The 16,724-nt window shown below is 63.7% G+C and carries 25 protein-coding genes and 3 tRNA genes; 20 read left to right on the top strand and 8 right to left on the bottom strand.

Features of this window, described 5'->3' with window-relative positions; translation table 11 throughout:
• Positions 1-171: 171 nt before the first annotated feature.
• Both ACTNA2_RS00375 and ACTNA2_RS00370 read left to right on the top strand, forming a co-directional pair.
• Positions 172-1,620, top strand: coding sequence for a hypothetical protein (locus ACTNA2_RS00375; RefSeq protein WP_441048209.1), 1,449 nt, complete (start codon positions 172-174; stop codon positions 1,618-1,620).
• Positions 1,621-1,626: 6 nt separating this feature from the next.
• A complete protein-coding gene (locus ACTNA2_RS00370; protein WP_441048207.1) occupies positions 1,627-2,076 on the top strand; it encodes a VanZ family protein in 450 nt (149 codons plus the stop codon).
• A 113-nt stretch (positions 2,077-2,189) separates the two neighbouring features.
• On the opposite strand, the gene ACTNA2_RS00365 is transcribed toward ACTNA2_RS00370, so the two are convergent.
• Together ACTNA2_RS00365 and ACTNA2_RS00360 are read right to left on the bottom strand one after the other, a co-directional pair.
• Positions 2,190-3,080 carry an ROK family protein gene (locus ACTNA2_RS00365; protein WP_441048206.1) on the bottom strand — a complete coding sequence of 297 codons (891 nt, stop codon included), beginning with the start codon at positions 3,078-3,080 and terminating at the stop codon, positions 2,190-2,192.
• Positions 3,081-3,220: 140 nt separating this feature from the next.
• The gene (locus ACTNA2_RS00360; RefSeq protein WP_441048205.1) at positions 3,221-4,402 is read right to left on the bottom strand and encodes a pyridoxal phosphate-dependent aminotransferase; all 1,182 of its coding nucleotides are present in this window, start codon (positions 4,400-4,402) and stop codon (positions 3,221-3,223) included.
• 165 nt (positions 4,403-4,567) lie between these two features.
• Here ACTNA2_RS00360 and ACTNA2_RS00355 point away from each other — a divergent pair.
• From ACTNA2_RS00355 to ACTNA2_RS00345, 3 genes are all read left to right on the top strand, one after another.
• Positions 4,568-4,644, top strand: a tRNA-His gene (locus tag ACTNA2_RS00355).
• A 22-nt stretch (positions 4,645-4,666) separates the two neighbouring features.
• Positions 4,667-4,742 (top strand) — tRNA-Lys (locus ACTNA2_RS00350).
• A gap of 43 nt (positions 4,743-4,785) precedes the next feature.
• Positions 4,786-4,861: transfer RNA gene (locus tag ACTNA2_RS00345), tRNA-Lys, on the top strand.
• Between the two features lie 159 nt (positions 4,862-5,020).
• Here ACTNA2_RS00345 and ACTNA2_RS00340 read toward each other — a convergent pair.
• The 6 genes from ACTNA2_RS00340 to ACTNA2_RS00315 form a co-directional block, all read right to left on the bottom strand.
• On the bottom strand, positions 5,021-6,259 hold the full coding sequence (locus tag ACTNA2_RS00340; RefSeq protein ID WP_441048204.1) for a hypothetical protein: 1,239 nt from the start codon (positions 6,257-6,259) through the stop codon (positions 5,021-5,023).
• A 179-nt stretch (positions 6,260-6,438) separates the two neighbouring features.
• Positions 6,439-6,888, bottom strand: coding sequence for a hypothetical protein (locus ACTNA2_RS00335; protein WP_441048203.1), 450 nt, complete (start codon positions 6,886-6,888; stop codon positions 6,439-6,441).
• A 2-nt stretch (positions 6,889-6,890) separates the two neighbouring features.
• Entirely contained in the window at positions 6,891-7,406 is a 516-nt protein-coding gene (locus ACTNA2_RS00330) for a type II toxin-antitoxin system MqsA family antitoxin (protein WP_441048202.1), read from the bottom strand.
• A gap of 8 nt (positions 7,407-7,414) precedes the next feature.
• A complete protein-coding gene (locus tag ACTNA2_RS00325) occupies positions 7,415-7,744 on the bottom strand; it encodes a type II toxin-antitoxin system MqsR family toxin (protein ID WP_441048201.1) in 330 nt (109 codons plus the stop codon).
• 282 nt (positions 7,745-8,026) lie between these two features.
• A complete protein-coding gene (locus ACTNA2_RS00320; RefSeq protein WP_441048200.1) occupies positions 8,027-8,542 on the bottom strand; it encodes a hypothetical protein in 516 nt (171 codons plus the stop codon).
• A gap of 61 nt (positions 8,543-8,603) precedes the next feature.
• Entirely contained in the window at positions 8,604-8,987 is a 384-nt protein-coding gene (locus tag ACTNA2_RS00315) for a helix-turn-helix transcriptional regulator (protein ID WP_441048199.1), read from the bottom strand.
• 156 nt (positions 8,988-9,143) lie between these two features.
• On the opposite strand from ACTNA2_RS00315, the gene ACTNA2_RS00310 reads away from it, so the two are divergent.
• The 15 genes from ACTNA2_RS00310 (at position 9,144) to ACTNA2_RS00240 (ending at position 16,533) form a co-directional block, all read left to right on the top strand.
• Positions 9,144-9,371 carry a helix-turn-helix domain-containing protein gene (locus ACTNA2_RS00310; RefSeq protein ID WP_006235491.1) on the top strand — a complete coding sequence of 76 codons (228 nt, stop codon included), beginning with the start codon at positions 9,144-9,146 and terminating at the stop codon, positions 9,369-9,371.
• A 17-nt stretch (positions 9,372-9,388) separates the two neighbouring features.
• Positions 9,389-9,604: a hypothetical protein gene (locus tag ACTNA2_RS00305; protein WP_441048198.1), complete on the top strand. Its 216-nt coding sequence runs from the start codon at positions 9,389-9,391 to the stop codon at positions 9,602-9,604.
• A gap of 193 nt (positions 9,605-9,797) precedes the next feature.
• Positions 9,798-9,989, top strand: a complete 192-nt coding sequence (locus ACTNA2_RS00300) for a helix-turn-helix transcriptional regulator (protein ID WP_195445392.1) — start codon at positions 9,798-9,800, stop codon at positions 9,987-9,989.
• On the top strand, positions 9,986-10,261 hold the full coding sequence (locus ACTNA2_RS00295) for a hypothetical protein (RefSeq protein WP_441048197.1): 276 nt from the start codon (positions 9,986-9,988) through the stop codon (positions 10,259-10,261). The genes ACTNA2_RS00300 and ACTNA2_RS00295 overlap by 4 nt, the downstream gene beginning before the upstream one ends.
• A 369-nt stretch (positions 10,262-10,630) precedes the next feature.
• Positions 10,631-10,861 (top strand): hypothetical protein, encoded by a 231-nt coding sequence (locus ACTNA2_RS00290; RefSeq protein WP_441048196.1) that lies wholly within the window; start codon positions 10,631-10,633, stop codon positions 10,859-10,861.
• Positions 10,861-11,019 carry a hypothetical protein gene (locus ACTNA2_RS00285; RefSeq protein ID WP_441048195.1) on the top strand — a complete coding sequence of 53 codons (159 nt, stop codon included), beginning with the start codon at positions 10,861-10,863 and terminating at the stop codon, positions 11,017-11,019. Before ACTNA2_RS00290 ends, ACTNA2_RS00285 begins: the two co-directional genes overlap by 1 nt.
• 15 nt (positions 11,020-11,034) lie before the next feature.
• Positions 11,035-12,285 carry a ParB/RepB/Spo0J family partition protein gene (locus ACTNA2_RS00280; RefSeq protein WP_441048194.1) on the top strand — a complete coding sequence of 417 codons (1,251 nt, stop codon included), beginning with the start codon at positions 11,035-11,037 and terminating at the stop codon, positions 12,283-12,285.
• Between the two features lie 98 nt (positions 12,286-12,383).
• Entirely contained in the window at positions 12,384-13,577 is a 1,194-nt protein-coding gene (locus tag ACTNA2_RS00275) for a tyrosine-type recombinase/integrase (protein ID WP_441048193.1), read from the top strand.
• Positions 13,570-14,253, top strand: coding sequence for a DUF6291 domain-containing protein (locus ACTNA2_RS00270; protein ID WP_441048192.1), 684 nt, complete (start codon positions 13,570-13,572; stop codon positions 14,251-14,253). The genes ACTNA2_RS00275 and ACTNA2_RS00270 overlap by 8 nt, the downstream gene beginning before the upstream one ends.
• Complete coding sequence (locus ACTNA2_RS00265; RefSeq protein ID WP_441048191.1) at positions 14,250-14,585, top strand: hypothetical protein; 336 nt, start codon at positions 14,250-14,252, stop codon at positions 14,583-14,585. The genes ACTNA2_RS00270 and ACTNA2_RS00265 overlap by 4 nt, the downstream gene beginning before the upstream one ends.
• Positions 14,586-14,615: 30 nt before the next feature.
• On the top strand, positions 14,616-14,939 hold the full coding sequence (locus ACTNA2_RS00260) for a hypothetical protein (RefSeq protein WP_441048190.1): 324 nt from the start codon (positions 14,616-14,618) through the stop codon (positions 14,937-14,939).
• Entirely contained in the window at positions 14,936-15,130 is a 195-nt protein-coding gene (locus tag ACTNA2_RS00255; RefSeq protein WP_441048189.1) for a hypothetical protein, read from the top strand. Before ACTNA2_RS00260 ends, ACTNA2_RS00255 begins: the two co-directional genes overlap by 4 nt.
• A complete protein-coding gene (locus ACTNA2_RS00250; protein WP_441048188.1) occupies positions 15,127-15,399 on the top strand; it encodes a hypothetical protein in 273 nt (90 codons plus the stop codon). Before ACTNA2_RS00255 ends, ACTNA2_RS00250 begins: the two co-directional genes overlap by 4 nt.
• 303 nt (positions 15,400-15,702) lie before the next feature.
• Positions 15,703-15,951, top strand: coding sequence for a hypothetical protein (locus tag ACTNA2_RS00245; RefSeq protein WP_441048187.1), 249 nt, complete (start codon positions 15,703-15,705; stop codon positions 15,949-15,951).
• Positions 15,952-16,044: 93 nt separating this feature from the next.
• Positions 16,045-16,533, top strand: a complete 489-nt coding sequence (locus ACTNA2_RS00240) for a sigma factor-like helix-turn-helix DNA-binding protein (protein WP_441048186.1) — start codon at positions 16,045-16,047, stop codon at positions 16,531-16,533.
• Positions 16,534-16,724 lie beyond the last annotated feature (191 nt).

The raw sequence follows: 16,724 nt of genomic DNA, 5'->3' as shown, positions 1-16,724 counted from the left end.
GTCGCTTGCAATCCCCAAGGGGGTTTCGCATAATAGCAGTTAAGCTTCGCGACGGAAAACGCAGATGAAACGAACCTTATACCGTTGCTTTGGGGCTCAGGCCCCGCTTCATCTTCTCTCGCGCAGCCAACTGAATGATGCGATTTGGGTGCTGGAAGATGGGGAGAGCTCATGGCTTCTTCTGATGCAACACAACGAGCAGTCCTTGCCGGACTTTCCTGCGGGATCGGCCTTGCCGCACCCGTGGTCGTGTATGCCGCTACACTGCCGTTTTCGTCAATCAACGAGACGGTCGTCGCGGGTGCTGTTCCCTTTGCCGTGGGCGCGGTGGCCGGCGTGGGTATCTATGCCGCCTCGCTGGGCATCTCTGAGTATCGTGCGGAGCACGATGGCCGCCTGTTTGAGCCCGATGCCGTGGGCGGCGCCGCTCAGTTTAGTCGGACCTACAACGAGTTCAAGACCGCCTCGATTCCCGCTCAGCAGGAGGAGGCCGCTCCCCGGGCTGCTGCGCCTGTCACTTTGGACGAGCAGGGTCAATCCTCTTCGCTTCTCTCCGGTCTGACCGGCGCGTTTCAACGCCGTCATGCCGATGATGGCGTTCCGACCATCGCCCGTGCCGCCAACGCCATGGACGAGGCCGATGCCTGGGCTATGATCGATAGCATGCTCGACGACGATTCGCCGGTTAGCTGCGATCCCGCTCGCTCGCGCGATGTCTACCAGGTCGCAATTGACGAGCTCACAAACGGTGAAAAGACTGGCTCCTATAACCGCGACGACATCGCTGCTGCCGCACGTGCCGTTTCGGGCTCTCATGCCGCTCCTGCGGGCAGCACTGCAGCTTTCGTGGCGCTTGTGGCCAACGCCGCCAACAATGCCGCCTATAACGGTGCTTCTTCGGCTGCGTACGCCTCTGCCGCGACGGCCGCTTCGACCGGCCAGCAGGGCGCGGCTCAGCCGGCTCCTGTCGCCGACCCCTTTGCCGATGAGCCCCTGGTTGTCGACGAGGAGACCATCGCCGCTCGTCGTGCTGCCGAAAGCTCGCTTTGGGGCGCTTCGGCCCAAATGCAGGCCGCGGAGGCGGTGCCGTACAACGCCAAGCTCGCCAGCATGCCCATCATTTCCGATGCCAAGGGTGTGGATCTCGCCGATTTGGACGAGCCCGCCGCCATCACTGCCTCTATCGATGCCCAGAATCGCGTGGATACCGACAGTCTCCCCGATGCCTCCCTCGAGGAAGATATCCCCATGGCCGATTATTCGGGCCACGAGAACATGTGGGCCGCCGCCATGGCGATCATGGCCGAGGTCGCCGAGCCCGCCCCCGCGCCGATGCCCACGCCTGCAGCCTCACCTGTCTCGGTTGCTCCCGTCTATGTCGGCCGCCACAGCTCCGTGTTTCCCGAGGATACCGCGCGTATCTCGCGCGAGAGTATCGAGCGCGCCGAGGCTATCGCCGCCGGCGTTATGGAAAACCGTCGCCACGAGCGCGTCAATCAGATCCTTGAGGAAGAGATCGAGCGCCTGCAGTCCTCTACCGCCAAACGTACGGGTCGTGCTTATTTGAGTGTTATCGAGGGCGGTACCGCCAGTTTTACGCCGCTTCGTGCCGAGGCCTAGTTCTGCATGATTAAGATCGATCGTAAGTGGGCGGTTGCGGCCTGCGTCATGGTGTTGCTGATCTGGGGCAATTCACTGGTTCCCGGCACGGGGTCCGGCTCACTGAGCTTGGCGATCATGGAGGACGTCCGCGGGTTTTTGCATAGCTTGAGCCTGCCGTATGAATGGGTAACCAACTTTGTCGTCCGCAAGTGCGCACACTTTACCGAGTATATGGTGCTCGGTGTTTTGGTGACACATGCCTTTGATATCGAGGGTCGACGCACTTATGACAGACTGCTTCCCACGGTGGTTTTTCTGTTGCTGGTCCCCTCAATCGACGAGACGATTCAGTTATTTGTGCCGGGGCGCGCCGGCATGATTACCGACGTGATGATTGACTGCTGCGGAGCGGCTACCGGCGTCGTGCTCCGATATCTCCTTCGATCGCTTGTATGCACCAAAAAGGCCGCCTAGGACGTTTTGCTTGGTCCTAGGCGGCCTTGTGCGTTTGGGGGCCCTGCAGGACGCGATAGCGTTGTCTGCGCGTTATACGGGCCCGGCAATACCGTGTGTCGTTGGTGCACCCTTTACTGGAGCGCCTGTGCGCCAAGGGCCAGACAACCCATGATGCCCTGCTTACCCTCGAGGCTGTTGTTGACAATGAAGGTATCGATGTCGTTGACCTCGGGCGTGACGATATAGCCGTTGAGCATCTCGGCGCACTTTTTGCGGGCGAGCGGCACGATGGGGGTGTGGTCGGCCACGCCGCCGCCGATGATGATCTTTTGCGGCGCATAGCACAGCGTGTAGGTCATGAGCGCCTGTGCCAGGTAGCCTGCGAGCAGGTCCATGGCCTTCGGGTCATCGGCCATGTCTCCGGCGCTTTTGCCATCCCAGCGCTTTTTAATGCCGGGGCCGGCGATGAGGCCCTCGAGGCAGTTGTCGTGGAAAGGACAGCCGCTGTGCTCGCCGATGGTGTCGCGCGGATCGCGTGTGACCAGGATGTGCCCTGCCTCGGGATGCATCATGCCATGAACGAGCTGGCCGCCCGAGAGCACACCGGCGCCCACACCGGTGCCGATGGTCAGATACACCACGTCGGTGAGGCCCTGGGCGCAACCAAAGGTGACCTCGCCCAGACAGGCGACGTTGACGTCGGTGTCGTAGCCACAGGGAATATTGAGCTCGTTTTGGATGGTGCCCAGCAGGTCAAAGTAGCGCCATGCCGTCTTGGGCGTCTCCAAGATCTTGCCGTATTGGGGCGAGGCAGGGTTGACTGCGGTGGGGCCAAAGGCGCCGATACCCAGCGCGGCGATGCCCTTGTTTGCAAACCAGGCGTTGACGGCCTCAACGGTCTCCTGCGGGGTCGTGGTTGCGATCTGCTCACGCTCCAGAACCGTACCGTCTACATAGCCCGTGGCGCAGACCATCTTGGTGCCGCCGGCCTCGAGCGCTCCGATAAGCTGCTGCTCTGCCATAGTATTCCTCCCCCTGGGACGAGTTGCTCCGTGACTAAAGTATAGCGCTTTAAACAAATTAAGAAAGCGCTATAAAAAGAAGCCCCACAACGCGCGTGCGGTGCGGGGCTTCTTTGGGTGCTTTAGTTGCCGGGCCGTCCTTACCCGCGCGGCTTGATTTTATCGCGTAGCGACTTGAGGTTCTCCAGCGCCGCGTTAAGCGTCTCGTCTCGCTTGGCAAAGTGGAGGCGAATCAGATGGTTGACGGGCTCCCGGAAGAAGCTCGATCCGGGCACGGCGCCCACGCCCACCTTAGAAGCGAGGTCCTCGCAGAAGTCGAGGTCGCTGTCATAGCCAAACTCAGAGATGTCCATCATGACGTAGTAGGCGCCCTGCGGCACGTTATGCTCAAGACCAATGCTATCGAGTCCCTGACAGAACAGATCGCGCTTGGCTGTGTAGAGATCGAGGACCTCCTGGTAATAGCTGTCGTCGAAGTTGAGGGCGGTGACGACGGCTTCCTGTAGGGGAGCGGCGGCACCCACGGTGAGGAAGTCGTGGACCTTCTTGATGCGCTCGGTGATCTGGGCCGGGGCGATGGTGTAGCCCAGACGCCAGCCGGTGATGGAGTACGTCTTGGACAGCGAGCTGCAGCTGATGGTGCGCTCGAACATGCCGGGCAGCGTGGCCATATAGACGTGCTCGTGGGGCGCGTAGACGATGTGCTCGTAGACTTCGTCGGTGATGCAGTAGGCGTCGTACTTTTTGCAGAGATCGGCGATAAAGGTGAGCTCTTCGCGTGTAAAGACCTTGCCGCAGGGATTGGAAGGGTTGCACAGGACGATGGCCTTGGGGTCGTTGTCGCGGAAGGCCGCCTCGAGTGTCTCGCGGTCAAAGTCGAATGTGGGCGGGTTGAGCGGCACGTAGATGGGCTCGGCACCTGAAAGGATCGTGTCGGCGCCGTAGTTCTCGTAGAACGGCGAGAAGATGACGACCTTGTCGCCGGGGTTGGTGACCGTCATCATGGCAGCCATCATGGCTTCGGTGGAGCCGCAAGTGACTACGATGTTCTGGTTGGGGTCGATCGGCATGCCCATAAAGTGCTCCTGTTTGGCGGCAAGCGCCTCGCGCATGGCCTGGGAGCCCCAGGTGATGGAGTACTGGTGGTAGAGCGGCTTAGGGTCGGTGGCGATGGTGCCCAGGCTCTCGAGCAGCTGCGCTGGGGGATCAAAGTCGGGGAAGCCCTGCGAGAGGTTGACGGCGCCGTACATATCGGAGATGCGCGTCATGCGGCGGATGACCGAATCGGTAAACGTTGCCGTGCGATTGGAGAGTTCTTTCATACTTGTCCTTTCGAACATCGGGGTGGGGCAAGTTTACTCCTATGGAACCGGTGGGATTTGCTCGAAATGGATCCGAAAAACTCTTTTCAAAATTCTTGAAAATTGGGGCTTGCGTCGCGTGGCGTTCCTTGCAATAATAGTCGAGCGCGAAGCGCACAGGACACGGTGGGTGTAGCTCAGTTGGCTAGAGCGACGGGTTGTGGTCCCGTAGGTCGAGGGTTCGAGTCCCTTTACCCACCCCAGTTCTTGCTTCGTGTTGATATCGGGTCGTTAGCTCAGTTGGTAGAGCAGGGGACTCTTAATCCCAAGGTCCAGGGTTCGACCCCCTGACGGCCCACCACACGATATCTCCTCTAAAGTCCGCTACTACGGACTTTAGCTTTGGGTCGTTAGCTCAGTTGGTAGAGCAGGGGACTCTTAATCCCAAGGTCCAGGGTTCGACCCCCTGACGGCCCACCAGAGAACGCACAGGTCAGCGCTTCGGCGCTGACCTTTTTTGTTTGCCGAGACATCAAATCATAACCGTCCGTTACCGTTCGCGTTTTACGCCACCTGCCGTTTATGCGCGGCAGGTGGCTTTTTATGCATTTTGCAGGTAGTGGACCTAGAAAATGCAATTTATAGCGTCTCGGCGCTGCGACCGGTGCCATTAAAACCGCCGTCCGCGCCGCCGCCCTCGACGATCTGCAGGGCGCGCCCGACCTGCCTGGCGGCCTTCTCGCGCTCCGCGAGGCCCGGTTTTATGTAATGGCGGTAATCTGTCCCCAGGTCCGTATGGCCGTGCAAATCCATGATGCTCAGCGGGTCGACCTCGGTCGCCGCCATGATAGTCTCGGAGGTGTGGCGCAGGGCCTTGGGAGGGATATACCGCAGGTCATGGCGTGCGCACATGCGCCGCCAAGCGCGCACGAGGTTGTCGCCGCGCATGTTGACGATGCGCTGCCCGCTCCATTCGCGCACCTGCTCCGTAACCGAAGTGCCGCCCTCGACGGTTATGCTTGGGCGCAGCTCGTCCATGATCTGGTGCAGGCGCTCGCGGCCCGCCAATAAAACCGGCACGGTGCGCACGGAATGGGCGTTCTTGGTCTCCTTCACACCGTCCTCATCCGTGTACGCGCGGCAGACCTCGATGTACTCCGAGACGGTCGGCTGGCCCGTGGCGAAGTCGTAGGTCGTGGTGACCTTGAGGTCGCACGGGCGCACGGCAAGCGCCTCCTCCTTGCGCAGGCCGCTCAAGCCAAGGATAAGGTAGGCGTTCATGACAAGGTCGGCGCGGTCGTCGCTGGCGGCGAGCCTGCGCAGCGCCTCGGCGGCCTCGGGGATGCTCCACGGCTCAACGGGCGCCTGCTTCGCCTTGGGCGCTATGACGCGGCGGCGGAAGGGCTCCACCGTCACCCAGCCGTCGTCGAAGGCGCGGCGCATGACGGCGCGGAGCGTCGTCTTGGTCTTGGCCGGCGCGCCCGAGCGCTCGATGCAGCCGCGCATCATGTCGTGTGTTATCTCGGAGATGTCGATGCTCCCCAGGACGGGGGAGATGTAGTTGCACATCTGCCCGTCGTACTCACGCAGGCTCGCCTTTGAGCGCGGCTTGCCGCGGTTGCTGGGGGAGTCGCGGAAAACTCCCCAGTAGTACATGTCGAGCGTCACGCCGGCGTGCGCCGCCTGGGATACGCCGAGCTCGCGGGCGAGCTGCGCGATGGCGATATCGGCATCGGTCTCGGTACCGTGTACGGTGCGCGACACGCGGCGCACGTGGCCGTCCGCACGGAAGCCCGCCTGGACGCGAATCACCCACTTGCCGGGCGCGACCTCGCGCTTGGAGCCGAGTTTTGACCTAGAAGTATCGTTGCTTGCCATATAATGGTCCTGCCTTTCCCTTTTTGCCGGAGGGCATATGCCCCGTGCGGATCCGCCAAGATTGCCGCACGGGGTTTCTTTAGGTCTAATGGTCTTTGCGCCGCAGTCATAGGTCGAGCATGCCGAGCAGGTGCTTGGCGATATCGAGGACGCAGCAGGCGCATGCGAGATGAGAAGCGCTATAAGGCCGAGCTTCCGCCCTCAAGTCCGAACGTCAGGATGGGCAAATTCAGGTCTCCGCGTGCCCCGCCGGATGCCAGCGTCTCGGCGATTCTCTTCGCGTACGCGTATAGGTCGCTTGCGCCGACCGAGAGGACGAGCGCATTGAACTGGTCCTCGTCGGCAACGTCCTTGGCCGAGTACAGCCCCGATACGGAAAGTTCCATCCCGTAGTAACCGTCGGCCTTGTCTCGCGGTTCAAGTTTGAGTGTCATGGCGAGCTGCTTATGCGTCGTGCCATCTTCGCCTTCTCCCTGGCCAACGATGCTATTGGAGAGAGAGAAGGCCCCCTCAGAGACGGTTTCGCCGTTTTCCGGCACCGAGCCGCCGCTAAAGGAGACGCTGTCGACTTTCCTTCCGACGCATCTAAGGGGGGTGATTTCGATTGACTGCTTAATCGTGTCGGCCATTCCTACATCCTCATCTCGAAGTTGCTCTCATCGGTCTCCGCCTGTGGCTGTGCGCGCCAGGCTGACTTTCCGCCGTGAATCACCGAGAACGTGTTGCCTTCGACCCCGGAGCCGGTTCCTTCTACGCGAAATCCAAGGACCGGTAGAACCGATGGGCAATCCCTTATGGCGCGCATAAGTTGACATGCTGTAGTCGTTGGCTGCGAGGCGCCGTTCTCCCAGCGGGAAACGGTCGGCTTCGTCACCCCCAGCAGCTTCTCGAATTGCGCCTGGGTCATCTTGAGCGACTTTCTGATTTTCTTGATTTCCGTTGGCGCGAGAAGGCCGTGCCTCTTGGCGTAGGCTTCGGTTATCGCTTCTGAGAGCGCGCCAGCTTCCTTGATGCCAATTTCGTATTCACCGCACTCGTCACATGCGAGGCGCTCGATTCCCTCGATAGTGAACTCTTCTCCGCGATACGTTTCCGTGAGCGGCTCGCTGGTGAGCCTCAGCTCGTGGCCGCATTCGGTACATCTCATAATTCCTCCTAATGGAAGGCGCCGTCCCAGTTCATTGACCATATCTCCACGACGGGCTCTTCGTCCTCGATGAAGAACTTCACGTACCATTCGGTCTCGTCGTAAACCATTCCGCAGTAGATGTCGGCCCACGTCCCCGGCTTGCGCTCGAGTTCGACGGATTTCCTGAAATGCCTTTCCTCGATCTTGCTGAATACGTCTGCGGCGACTAAATCCGCATGTGCGTAATGCTCGATGAGAAACTTTGTCGCCCGCCTTTTCATCCGAGCTGACCCCTCTGCCGTGAGTCTCTTCGCCATCTCAAGCGAATAGGTTGGTCTGTACTTGGTTCTCCCCATTTCGCTCCTTTTTGTAGTTAGCATTATGCTAACTTTTGCGCTGAAATTCAATACTGCCCGCCATTCCTGACGGACAACCTTTTTTGTCCGTCAGGAATGGCGTTTTTTGGCGGACAAGTGAGATTGCCTGCCGGCTACGCGGACCTTACTTGACCGTGCGGGTCAGCCAAGATCGCTGCACGGGGTTTCTTCGTTTAGTAGCAGTCGTTGCACTTTCTGCAACAACTTAATCAGCCACCTTCCCATTTTCGTGGGGTTACGAAAATGGGGGAGTAACTGGCGCTATGCGCCGAACAGCTTCGCGAGCGCGCCGATGGCGGCGGCTACCGTGGGGATGAGGCCGCTGGCCTTGGACGCTATATCCAGCGCCTCGGCTGCACGCTTGGCGAAACCCTTTTCATCTGCTGCATCCGCCTCGTTGCGCATCCTGCTGATGGCAAGCTCGAGCAGGTCCTTCTCGGTATCGGTGAGGCCGTCCGCCGAGCGCACGGCATCGACCGTCTGCCTGATCTCGGCGCTTACGTTCGCCTCGGCTTGCGCCGTGGCGGTCGCATTTGTGGCGATCGTGGCGGCGGGCGCCGGCTCGGGTCCGCAAATGTTGGTCATGTTGGCTATGAGCCATCCGCGCGCCCTGCGTACGCCGTCGAGCGTCCGGCTCTGCAGGATGCCCTGTCCGCCGAAGCGGAGATAGAAGCTGAACCCCTCCATCTCGGTCATGAAGTTGTCGATGTGCTGCTGCGTGTCCTCGCCGTAGACCCCGGCAAGGATTGAGTCGCATTCGCCGATCAGCGAGTTCATATGTCTCCTCGAATCTCCTGGCATAAGTTCACCCTCCAATCATATATTCCGTTCCCGTTGCCTACGCGGACCTTACTTGATCCGCTTCCAGCCCTTCGATTTCAAGCACTGCAGCCTGCGCTTGGGACAGCTCGGCCTGGTCGCGTGCCGTCTCCAGGATCTTCGAGCGCCTCTTCTCGGTGCTCTGTCGGTAGCAGGTAATCAGCTCGCCCTCCGCGCCAGACGTCGCCGTCGGCCTGTCCTCGGGATGCTCCTCGTACCAGCCTAGGAGGTCATTGGGGTCGGTGTGCAGAATCTTCGCGCACTTCCAGAGCTGCTCAATATCGGGAAGAGTTTTCCCTCGTTCCCAGTTGCCTACCGTCTTGATATCAACGTTCAGCGCGTCTGCCAGATCTGCCTGTGAATATCCGTTTTCTTTCCTAGCCTGCTTAAGTTTTAGGTTCATCGTCACCTCCAATATAGGGAAGTATTTACCGAGGATTCTATAGATACACAAAAGAAAAGGCAAGAAAAGCCCTAGTTTGCTATTGCAATCGGGAAAAGATTCCCTATACTTTGATTTGCACAGGGAAGAAGTTCCCTATTTAAGAAGGAGGAAGACATGAAGTTTTCGAAGGACGAGTTCGGAGCGAACCTGCGCGCCGCCCGCGCTCGAGCCGATATGTCTCAGGAGCAGTTGGCTAACAAGGCGGGGCTCTCGGCATCTTCAATCATCGGATACGAGAACGGCTCGATGGTCCCGGGCGTCGACAAGGCGTATGCCATCGCCCAGGCGCTGGGCTGCACGCCCAACGACCTGATGGGCTGGAACACGGACGAGGCCGCCTAGGCCGGAAGGGGGAAGAGATGGAAGGCAAGAAGGTGGGCGAGCTCACGCTCGACGTGAAGCTGAAGGGCGTGGACGAGCTGCAGGAGAGGCTCGACAAGGCCGCCGGCCACATCGATGCCGCCCGCGAGATCTTGGATTCGCTCGCGGACGGCGTGGAGATCGGGGCCGATCTTATCGCGTCCGATACGACATTCCGCAGCGTGGACAGCTCGTCTGGTGACCGCGAAGCGTGAAGCGCTTGCCGCAGGTCTGGCAGGTTATCTCGAGGGAGCCGGTTGCAGCGGCCTTCTCGATTCCCCTGACGGCGACGCGGTCGAGGGCTTTCCGGTCGATCTTGAGGCCCTTGATGGCCTTTGGCATGTAATCACCTCCTCTCGCGTAAAGGGATGAACGCAAAGGAGTTTACGGGTTCGTTGGGACACGGAGATGAATGAGATCAGACGGCTCCGCAAGAAGGCGGGACTCTCGCAGTTCAGGCTCGCGGTGAAGGCGGGCGTGACCGAGACGACGGTACGGAACTGGGAGCGACGGGGGATAGCCGACGCGAAGTACGGGGCGGCCAAGCGGCTCGCGAGGGCGCTTGGCGTGCCCATGGAGGATTTGGAGGAAGAGGAATGACAGGCAAGAGCTACGAGCTGCCAGAGGACATCACGACCCTGGGCGGCATGGTGTCGTGGGCTGACAAGGACGCCGAGTGGCACACGGAGGTGTTCGAGTTCCTCGCGGACGCGCGCTCCGCGTTCCGCGAGCATGTCCTGGCCGGCGACGTCGCCTACCTCGCGCGCCTGGTCGAGCTCGACCGCAGGCAGGCGCTCGACCCGGTGTCCTACGACGTCATGGAGATCGACCCGGCGCCGGGCGAGTGGCCGTTCGGCCGCGGTCGCGAATGAGGCGGGCGCTGCTCGCCTCGGCCGTCGTGATGGACGCCGCGGGGTGGGCGTGCACCGCGCAGGGGGCCTACGGCTTGGCGCGGGTGTGCTTCTCGGCCGCCGTGCCGTTCATCGCGGCGTGGGTGCTCTCCTCGCTCCGTGGCTGAGGCCGGGCCCGCCCCCGTCGCGCCACGGGTTCGTACCGCCCCCATTCCGCGGGGCCCGCGGCGCGACGGGGCCGGACCCCCTACTTCCGGCCCGCAAGGTGTCCGCCGCCGACTTGGCGGGGCGGCGGCACCGCTCCCTTTGGCGGGGGAGCGCCCTCCGGCTGCATCTATCGGTGCGGCCCTCCGGCAAGGGATTGGCCCATACGAATGAAAGGAGAAGGCCATGTGGATGTCGATAGCCAAGGGCGCGCGTTACGCCTGCTGCGACAACGTCACGTTCCGAGCGATGGTCATGCAGGGGATCATCCCGCGCTATCCGTCGCTCAACCCGAACAGCTCTCGCGAGGTGGTGAGCAGCGATGACATCGACGCCGCCATCAGGGCGCGCGGGGCGATGCCGGCACTGCCCTCGCCCGACTGCGTGCCCGCTCGCCGTCCGAGGCGGGTGGCGTGATGGTCGACCTTATCTGGGATGCCGGCTGCAGGCTCGGCGCGTGGTGGGACTCGCTGCCCGAGCGCGTGCGCAGCGTGGCGTGCGCCGTCGTGATGCTCGCGCTCATCGCCCTTGCGGGCGCCATCGAGGGGACCGCCCCGAGCGGGATGTACTACTAGTCAGGAGGATATGGCATGCAGTTTGAGAAGAAGTCTGTGCGCCTGGGCGACATCCGCCCGAGCGGGCAGAACCCGCGCGAGGACTTCGGCGACATCGGCGCCCTGGCCCGCAGCATCGAGGCGACCGGCGGCGAGCCGCTGAACCCGCCCGTGGTGGTGGCGGACGGAAACGTCTACCGCATCGTGGACGGGGAGCGCCGCTACCGCGCGCTGTCGTCGCTCTACGGGGAGGACCGCGAGGTGTCCGCGCTGGTGGCCGACACCATGGACGAGGCCAACGAATTGGTCGCCATGCTCGCCACCGACGACAAGCGCCAGCTGACCGAGGCCGAGCGCGCCCGCGGCGTGCAGCAGATGCTCGTGCTGGGCGTCGACGAGCAGCGCATCGAGCGCGCGAGCCGCGCCACCGCCGGGCAGATCCGGGCTGCGCGCAGGCTGCGCGGGAGTATAGAGGGCCGCCAGGTGACGCTGGAGCAGCTGGAGGCCGCGAGCGCCTTCGACGACGAGAAGGATGTCGAGGCGGTCCTCGCCGCCGGCGACGGCTGGGCGGGCAAGGCCGACCAGATCCGCCGCCGCATCGAGCGCGATGAGGCAAAGGCCGAGGACTACGACGCCTTCGGCGACGCTGGCATCCCGGTGGTTAATGAGCGCCCCGATGGCTCGATCTACGTGCTCTGGGCGTGCTACGGCACCGTGGCCAAGGAGCTCGAGGGGCTGGACATCGCCACCGGCACCGTGGCGGTGAATACCGGCAGCGGCTGGTATCTCTACGGGCCCGACGATGGCTCGGGCGGGCAGGCCGATAAGACCGAGGAGGAGATTATCGCGGAGCAGGAGGCCAAGCGCGAGGATGCCGCTCTCGTGGACCTGTACGCGCGCATGGTCGACTTCGTCCTGCACGAGGCCCCGGGACGCACGCGCGAGCTGGAGGACGCGGTCCGCGCGGCACGCACGGATCCGCTCTTCTACGTGGACGACCTGCTCGCCGACGGCGGCGACTGCGACAGCGCCGAGGCCGCGGTCATGGAGGCCTTCTACGGCAGGTGCGGAGCCTCGTCCCCGAGCGCCTACGAGATCGGATTCTGGTGGATGGGCACGGCGCGCAGCATGCGGATGCTCAACATCAGCTGGCGAGGCGATGACGCGGATGGGTGGCTCGAGCACTGGGAGATCGTCCGCAGCGCGGGCTTTAGGCCCGGCGGGGATGACGAATGGCTTTTGGCGAGGGTGCAGGCGAGCGCCAAGGAGGAGGAGAAGGATGAGTAGCGAGGAGAAGGTCAGGGTGACGGTGGAGGCGTGCGGAGAGGTCCGCTCGCTCGATTGCCGCTGCGCGGCGCTCTCGACCATCAACGGGCTGGTCGTCGATGTCGACCTCTAGCGGGCGCCGGGCGGTCGTGCAGCGCGGGGCGGACGGGCGCTGGTTCGCCCGCCCCTACATGGGCACCGACCGCGTGACCGGCAGGCGGATCAGGCCGTACAGGTCGTGGGACGCGGAGCTGACGCGCGAGCAGGCGCAGGCCATGTGCGACTCATGGGTCGCGTCCTTCATCCCGTCGTCCGCCCGGGACAGCTCAAAGCGCCTGTCCTCGATGCTCGAGACCTATATCTCTGACCCCGTGAACGGCCTGTCCGACAACTCGGTGGCCACGTACCGCAGCGTCGTCAGGACGATGGTGGAGCCGACCATCGGCCGTCTGCCCTACGACCAGGTGGAGCCCTGGGACGTGTCGGCGGCGTACCGCATGCTGCTCGCCCCAAGGACGGGGAGGGGCGTGAAGCCCAAGACGCTGCTCAAGATGCACGCGCTCCTCAAGGGCGCATACCGCTCGTGGCGGCCGGCGCTGGGGCGCGACATCATGCTCGACGTCCCCGCGCCGTCCGCGCCGCCCTCGGAGCCTTTCGCGCTGTCCGAGTGCGACGTGGACGAGCTGTCCCGCGCGCTCGCCTCCGCCATGTCCTCGCGATCGGCGTCGGGCGCCAACATCGCCCGACGAACCGAGGCCATGGCGGCCTACCTGGCCCTCAACACGGGCATGCGGGTCGGGGAGGTCTGCGGGCTGCAGCGCCGCGACTGGCGCCGCGCGCTGCACGACCTCCACGTGGCGGGGCAGGCGGTCGAGAAGCCCGAGCTGCACCGGCAGGCCTACACCAAGGGCAGGCGCCCGCGCAACGTCGCCCTCGCGCCGGCCGTCGAGGCGCGGCTGGAGCGCCACCTGGAGTGGCAGGACACGTGGCTCGTGCGGAGGGGCCCGGCCGCGCCCGTGGTGACGTTCAGCCCCGCCGGCACCATCGCGCGCCCTTCGACCGTCACGCAGCACTTTAAGTCGCTAGCGCGTGAGCTGGGCCTTCCGCCGGAGACGACGTTCCACTCGCTTCGCCACACGCACGCCACGTGGCTGCTCATGCACGGGTTCGACATGAGGACCATACAGGAGCGCCTGGGGCACGCCGACGTCAAGACGACGCTCGAGACCTACGGCTCGGTCATGCCGGGCCGCGACCAGGCCGCCGCCGCGGCCTTTACCGATTCGATTCACGGAGGTGAGACGGATGAATAACTTCAACTTCAACAGGGACTTCTACGAGGGCTGCCGCGCCCTGGGCGACAGGGAGGGCATGGCGCTCGCGTGGGCGATGCTGCGCTACGGCTACGAGGGCGTCGAGCCCAAGCTGAAGCCCACCACCATGGCGGCGTTCACCTTCGCGAGGGGACGCATCGACGCCATGGTCAACGGCAGCCTAGGGGGTAAGGCTAGGTCCGCCAAGACAGGCGGCAGCGCAGATACCCAAGGTGGTAGCAAAGGGGGTAGCCAAGGGGGTAGCCAAGGTGGTAGCCAACCAAGCAGGCGAGGGGGTAGCCGACAGAAAGAGAAGGAGAAGGAGATAGCCCTAGCGGGCTATAGCGCGGCCAGCCAAGCGCCCGATGGCTTCGAGCCCCCGTCGGAGGAGGACGTGGAGGCGTACTTCGCCGCCAACTGCCTCCGGGGCGACGCCCGCCAGTTCTTCGACCACTACTCGGCGCAGGGCTGGACGCTGCCGAGCGGCCTGCCCGTGACAGACGTATGGGCGCTCGCCCGCAACTGGAGCCGCAAGCAGGTCGGCTTCGACGCGGACCGGAAGGCACGCGGCGGGCAGACCTCGCAGGAGGTCGAGCGCGCGGCGGTGTGGAAGCCAGCCGAGACCGAGGACGACGTCATCGCCGCCCTGGAGCGTGAGCTGGGTGAGGCGTCGTGATCACCCTCAGGGAGATGCTCGACGGCTTCGACCCCGCCGCAGGCCGCCCGCTCGACATAACGCGCATCTACATGGCCAACGTCATCAGCGCAGACGAGGGCGCCCGCCTGGCCAAGAAGCAGAAGCTCGACGAGTACCGCGCGCGAAAGCGCGCCAAGGAGGACCTGCGCATGGACATCGCCGCCATCGCGAGGGGCGAGGAGCCGATCTGGAGGTATGCCAAAGGTGTGCCAACGGCGGCCGGGCAGCTGGGCCAGCAGGCGATGGGGTTCCCGCCGCTAGAGGGCGGAGACGGGGCCGGCGGGGGAGTCCCCGCGGCAAAGAACGCCTAATTCTTTTGAGATAGGAGAGTGAGAGAGGTTTTGACCGAGATCTCAGCGGTGATGAGGGCCTACCGGGACGCCCTCGACAGGCATCGGATTCCCTGGGCCGACGACACGTACGACACCGAGAGGGTTGGCGGCTACAGGCTGCGCATCGAGCGCACCGTGACCGTCCTGGACGAGCACAGGGTGAGCGTGATCTGGGGCTACCAGTGCCTGCCGGGGCGCGAGCCCACGGGCGTGACGATCGGCTACCCGAACTACCTCGAGGTGCAGTACGACCCCGTGAGCAGCGAGCCGTTCATGGCCACGCCGGGCGACATCCTGGCCGACATCTTCGGCGTGAGGGGTGAGTCGCGGTGAGCTACAGGTGCGGCCCCGACGACTGGATCGACCTCGCCGTCGGCAGGCTCGAGGACGCCAAGAGGTCGCTCGGCGCGGGCATGCGCGCCATGGCATGCGACGAGCTGCGACAGGCGAGGCGATGCGTAAACCGCGCGCTGATCATGGTCGCGGAGGAGAAGGAAGTCGAGAAGGATTGGAGCGGGAAATGAGCTGCGATTTCTGCGGTGGGTCCCGCGCTGCCTCCGTCCACTCAGAGCCTAGGCGGGACGGGGCCGCGCGAACCGTCGGGACCATGGCGCTCGGAAGGCGCTACGACGGCGCCCCGCTCATTAGGGTCGACGTCGAGACCGAGACGTGGGTCGACATGGACGTCGAGGTCGGCAACTCACTCCACTGCAGCTCGATCAGCGCGGAAGTGGAGGCCAGCGCGTACGTTGAGAACGCCAGGTTCTGCCCGTTCTGCGGGGCGAGGCTGTGACCTCGGCGGTCGAGCTGTTCCGCGCAACCGCCTGGCGCGCGGTTCCCGATCTGGTGTCGGGTCCCGCGCGCCGGGCGCTCGCGCACGGTCGGGCAGACGCGCCGCGGGTGACGTCGGCGCAGATCGGGGAGACGGAGCGGAGGGCGCGTGCGCTGGAACGCGACCGGGCCCGCGCGCTCAAGAGGTCGAGGAAGGCTAGGCGATGAGGTTGTTTGAGAGGCTGCGGCGGATGCTCGCCGAGAACCGCCGAGTGCGCAAGAGCATAGAGGCGCGGCGCGCCCGCAGGTGCAGGAGGTCGATGAGATGACCGTGATGTGGGACGTGCAGGAGAGGAACTGCGCGGTCTGCGGGAGGGTCTTCATCCCGCGGGCGCCGAAGGCCAAGTACTGCTCGGATGAGTGTCGGAGAAAACACGAGCAGGACCGCGCGAAGGAGGCCCGGCGCAAGGGCTCCATGCAGAAGCGCGACAGGGTCGACCGCTACCTGGCCGGGTCTGGCGCGGTGCACGACGAGATCATGGCCATGAGACGCGAGGTCGCGATGAGATGTTGAGTTTCCGCAGGTAGACGTAGGTGGATATATAATTAAGGCCGCTGGCGCTGGAGCGCCGGCGGCCTTTGGCAAAGACGCCTCCCGGCATCCTCTATGTGGCGTAGAGCATGGTACCACGCGGGAGGTCACATGGATGCAAGGGAATATCTGGAGACTGTACGGGCCGCCCAGCGCGGCATCGACCGCCGCCTGGCGGTCATCGAGTCGATGCAGGCGCGCGAGCAGGTGCGCGCACAGCGCTACGACGCCATGGGCAAGGGCGCGCACGGCACGGACTTCATGAGGTCCACCGACGACCGCATAGACTACGAGCGCCGCAGCGGCGCGGAGCTGTCCGAGCTCCGGCATGAGGTGGAGCTGGGCCGAGAGCTATGCGCGGGCGTGCGCTCGGCCAACCCGGGCAAGCGCTGGGGCGACGTGCTGGAGCTGAGGTACTGCGAGGACCGCACACTGCAGGAGATTGCGGGGACACTCGGGGTGTCGGTGAGGTCAGTTAACTCCGACTTGTGCGCAGCCTTGGACTGGACGGACATGGTCGGTCTGGCGGCAGCCCGATCCGGTCTTGGACGCGCTGCAGTCTGAGTTAGATATATTCCTATCGTTGCCCGTCGGCCCAGCGCCGGCGGGTTTCTCTTTATCTACGGACTGCACGCGATTGCACACAATTGCACACCGTTGCACGTGATTGCCTACAGTTGCACGCGATTGCACACAATTGCACACCGTTGCACGTTGTGTTTGGGATATAACTATGGTGTCGATTCGCAGCGCCG

It is taken from the genome of Collinsella sp. HCP28S3_E9 (assembly GCF_052065455.1).
GTDB lineage: Bacteria > Actinomycetota > Coriobacteriia > Coriobacteriales > Coriobacteriaceae > Collinsella.
This window is presented reverse-complemented; position numbering and strand designations above follow the sequence as displayed.

What these genes read in the sequence shown, in the direction of transcription:
- ACTNA2_RS00375 (WP_441048209.1), top strand. Translation starts at nt 172, where the DNA reads ATGGCTTCTTCTGATGCAACACAACGAGCAGTCCTTGCCGGACTTTCC.
- ACTNA2_RS00370 (WP_441048207.1), top strand. Translation starts at nt 1,627, where the DNA reads ATGATTAAGATCGATCGTAAGTGGGCGGTTGCGGCCTGCGTCATGGTG.
- ACTNA2_RS00365 (WP_441048206.1), bottom strand. Translation starts at nt 3,080, where the DNA reads ATGGCAGAGCAGCAGCTTATCGGAGCGCTCGAGGCCGGCGGCACCAAG.
- ACTNA2_RS00360 (WP_441048205.1), bottom strand. Translation starts at nt 4,402, where the DNA reads ATGAAAGAACTCTCCAATCGCACGGCAACGTTTACCGATTCGGTCATC.
- ACTNA2_RS00340 (WP_441048204.1), bottom strand. Translation starts at nt 6,259, where the DNA reads ATGGCAAGCAACGATACTTCTAGGTCAAAACTCGGCTCCAAGCGCGAG.
- ACTNA2_RS00335 (WP_441048203.1), bottom strand. Translation starts at nt 6,888, where the DNA reads ATGGCCGACACGATTAAGCAGTCAATCGAAATCACCCCCCTTAGATGC.
- ACTNA2_RS00330 (WP_441048202.1), bottom strand. Translation starts at nt 7,406, where the DNA reads ATGAGATGTACCGAATGCGGCCACGAGCTGAGGCTCACCAGCGAGCCG.
- ACTNA2_RS00325 (WP_441048201.1), bottom strand. Translation starts at nt 7,744, where the DNA reads ATGGGGAGAACCAAGTACAGACCAACCTATTCGCTTGAGATGGCGAAG.
- ACTNA2_RS00320 (WP_441048200.1), bottom strand. Translation starts at nt 8,542, where the DNA reads ATGAACTCGCTGATCGGCGAATGCGACTCAATCCTTGCCGGGGTCTAC.
- ACTNA2_RS00315 (WP_441048199.1), bottom strand. Translation starts at nt 8,987, where the DNA reads ATGAACCTAAAACTTAAGCAGGCTAGGAAAGAAAACGGATATTCACAG.
- ACTNA2_RS00310 (WP_006235491.1), top strand. Translation starts at nt 9,144, where the DNA reads ATGAAGTTTTCGAAGGACGAGTTCGGAGCGAACCTGCGCGCCGCCCGC.
- ACTNA2_RS00305 (WP_441048198.1), top strand. Translation starts at nt 9,389, where the DNA reads ATGGAAGGCAAGAAGGTGGGCGAGCTCACGCTCGACGTGAAGCTGAAG.
- ACTNA2_RS00300 (WP_195445392.1), top strand. Translation starts at nt 9,798, where the DNA reads ATGAATGAGATCAGACGGCTCCGCAAGAAGGCGGGACTCTCGCAGTTC.
- ACTNA2_RS00295 (WP_441048197.1), top strand. Translation starts at nt 9,986, where the DNA reads ATGACAGGCAAGAGCTACGAGCTGCCAGAGGACATCACGACCCTGGGC.
- ACTNA2_RS00290 (WP_441048196.1), top strand. Translation starts at nt 10,631, where the DNA reads ATGTGGATGTCGATAGCCAAGGGCGCGCGTTACGCCTGCTGCGACAAC.
- ACTNA2_RS00285 (WP_441048195.1), top strand. Translation starts at nt 10,861, where the DNA reads ATGGTCGACCTTATCTGGGATGCCGGCTGCAGGCTCGGCGCGTGGTGG.
- ACTNA2_RS00280 (WP_441048194.1), top strand. Translation starts at nt 11,035, where the DNA reads ATGCAGTTTGAGAAGAAGTCTGTGCGCCTGGGCGACATCCGCCCGAGC.
- ACTNA2_RS00275 (WP_441048193.1), top strand. Translation starts at nt 12,384, where the DNA reads ATGTCGACCTCTAGCGGGCGCCGGGCGGTCGTGCAGCGCGGGGCGGAC.
- ACTNA2_RS00270 (WP_441048192.1), top strand. Translation starts at nt 13,570, where the DNA reads ATGAATAACTTCAACTTCAACAGGGACTTCTACGAGGGCTGCCGCGCC.
- ACTNA2_RS00250 (WP_441048188.1), top strand. Translation starts at nt 15,127, where the DNA reads ATGAGCTGCGATTTCTGCGGTGGGTCCCGCGCTGCCTCCGTCCACTCA.
- ACTNA2_RS00245 (WP_441048187.1), top strand. Translation starts at nt 15,703, where the DNA reads ATGACCGTGATGTGGGACGTGCAGGAGAGGAACTGCGCGGTCTGCGGG.
- ACTNA2_RS00240 (WP_441048186.1), top strand. Translation starts at nt 16,045, where the DNA reads ATGTGGCGTAGAGCATGGTACCACGCGGGAGGTCACATGGATGCAAGG.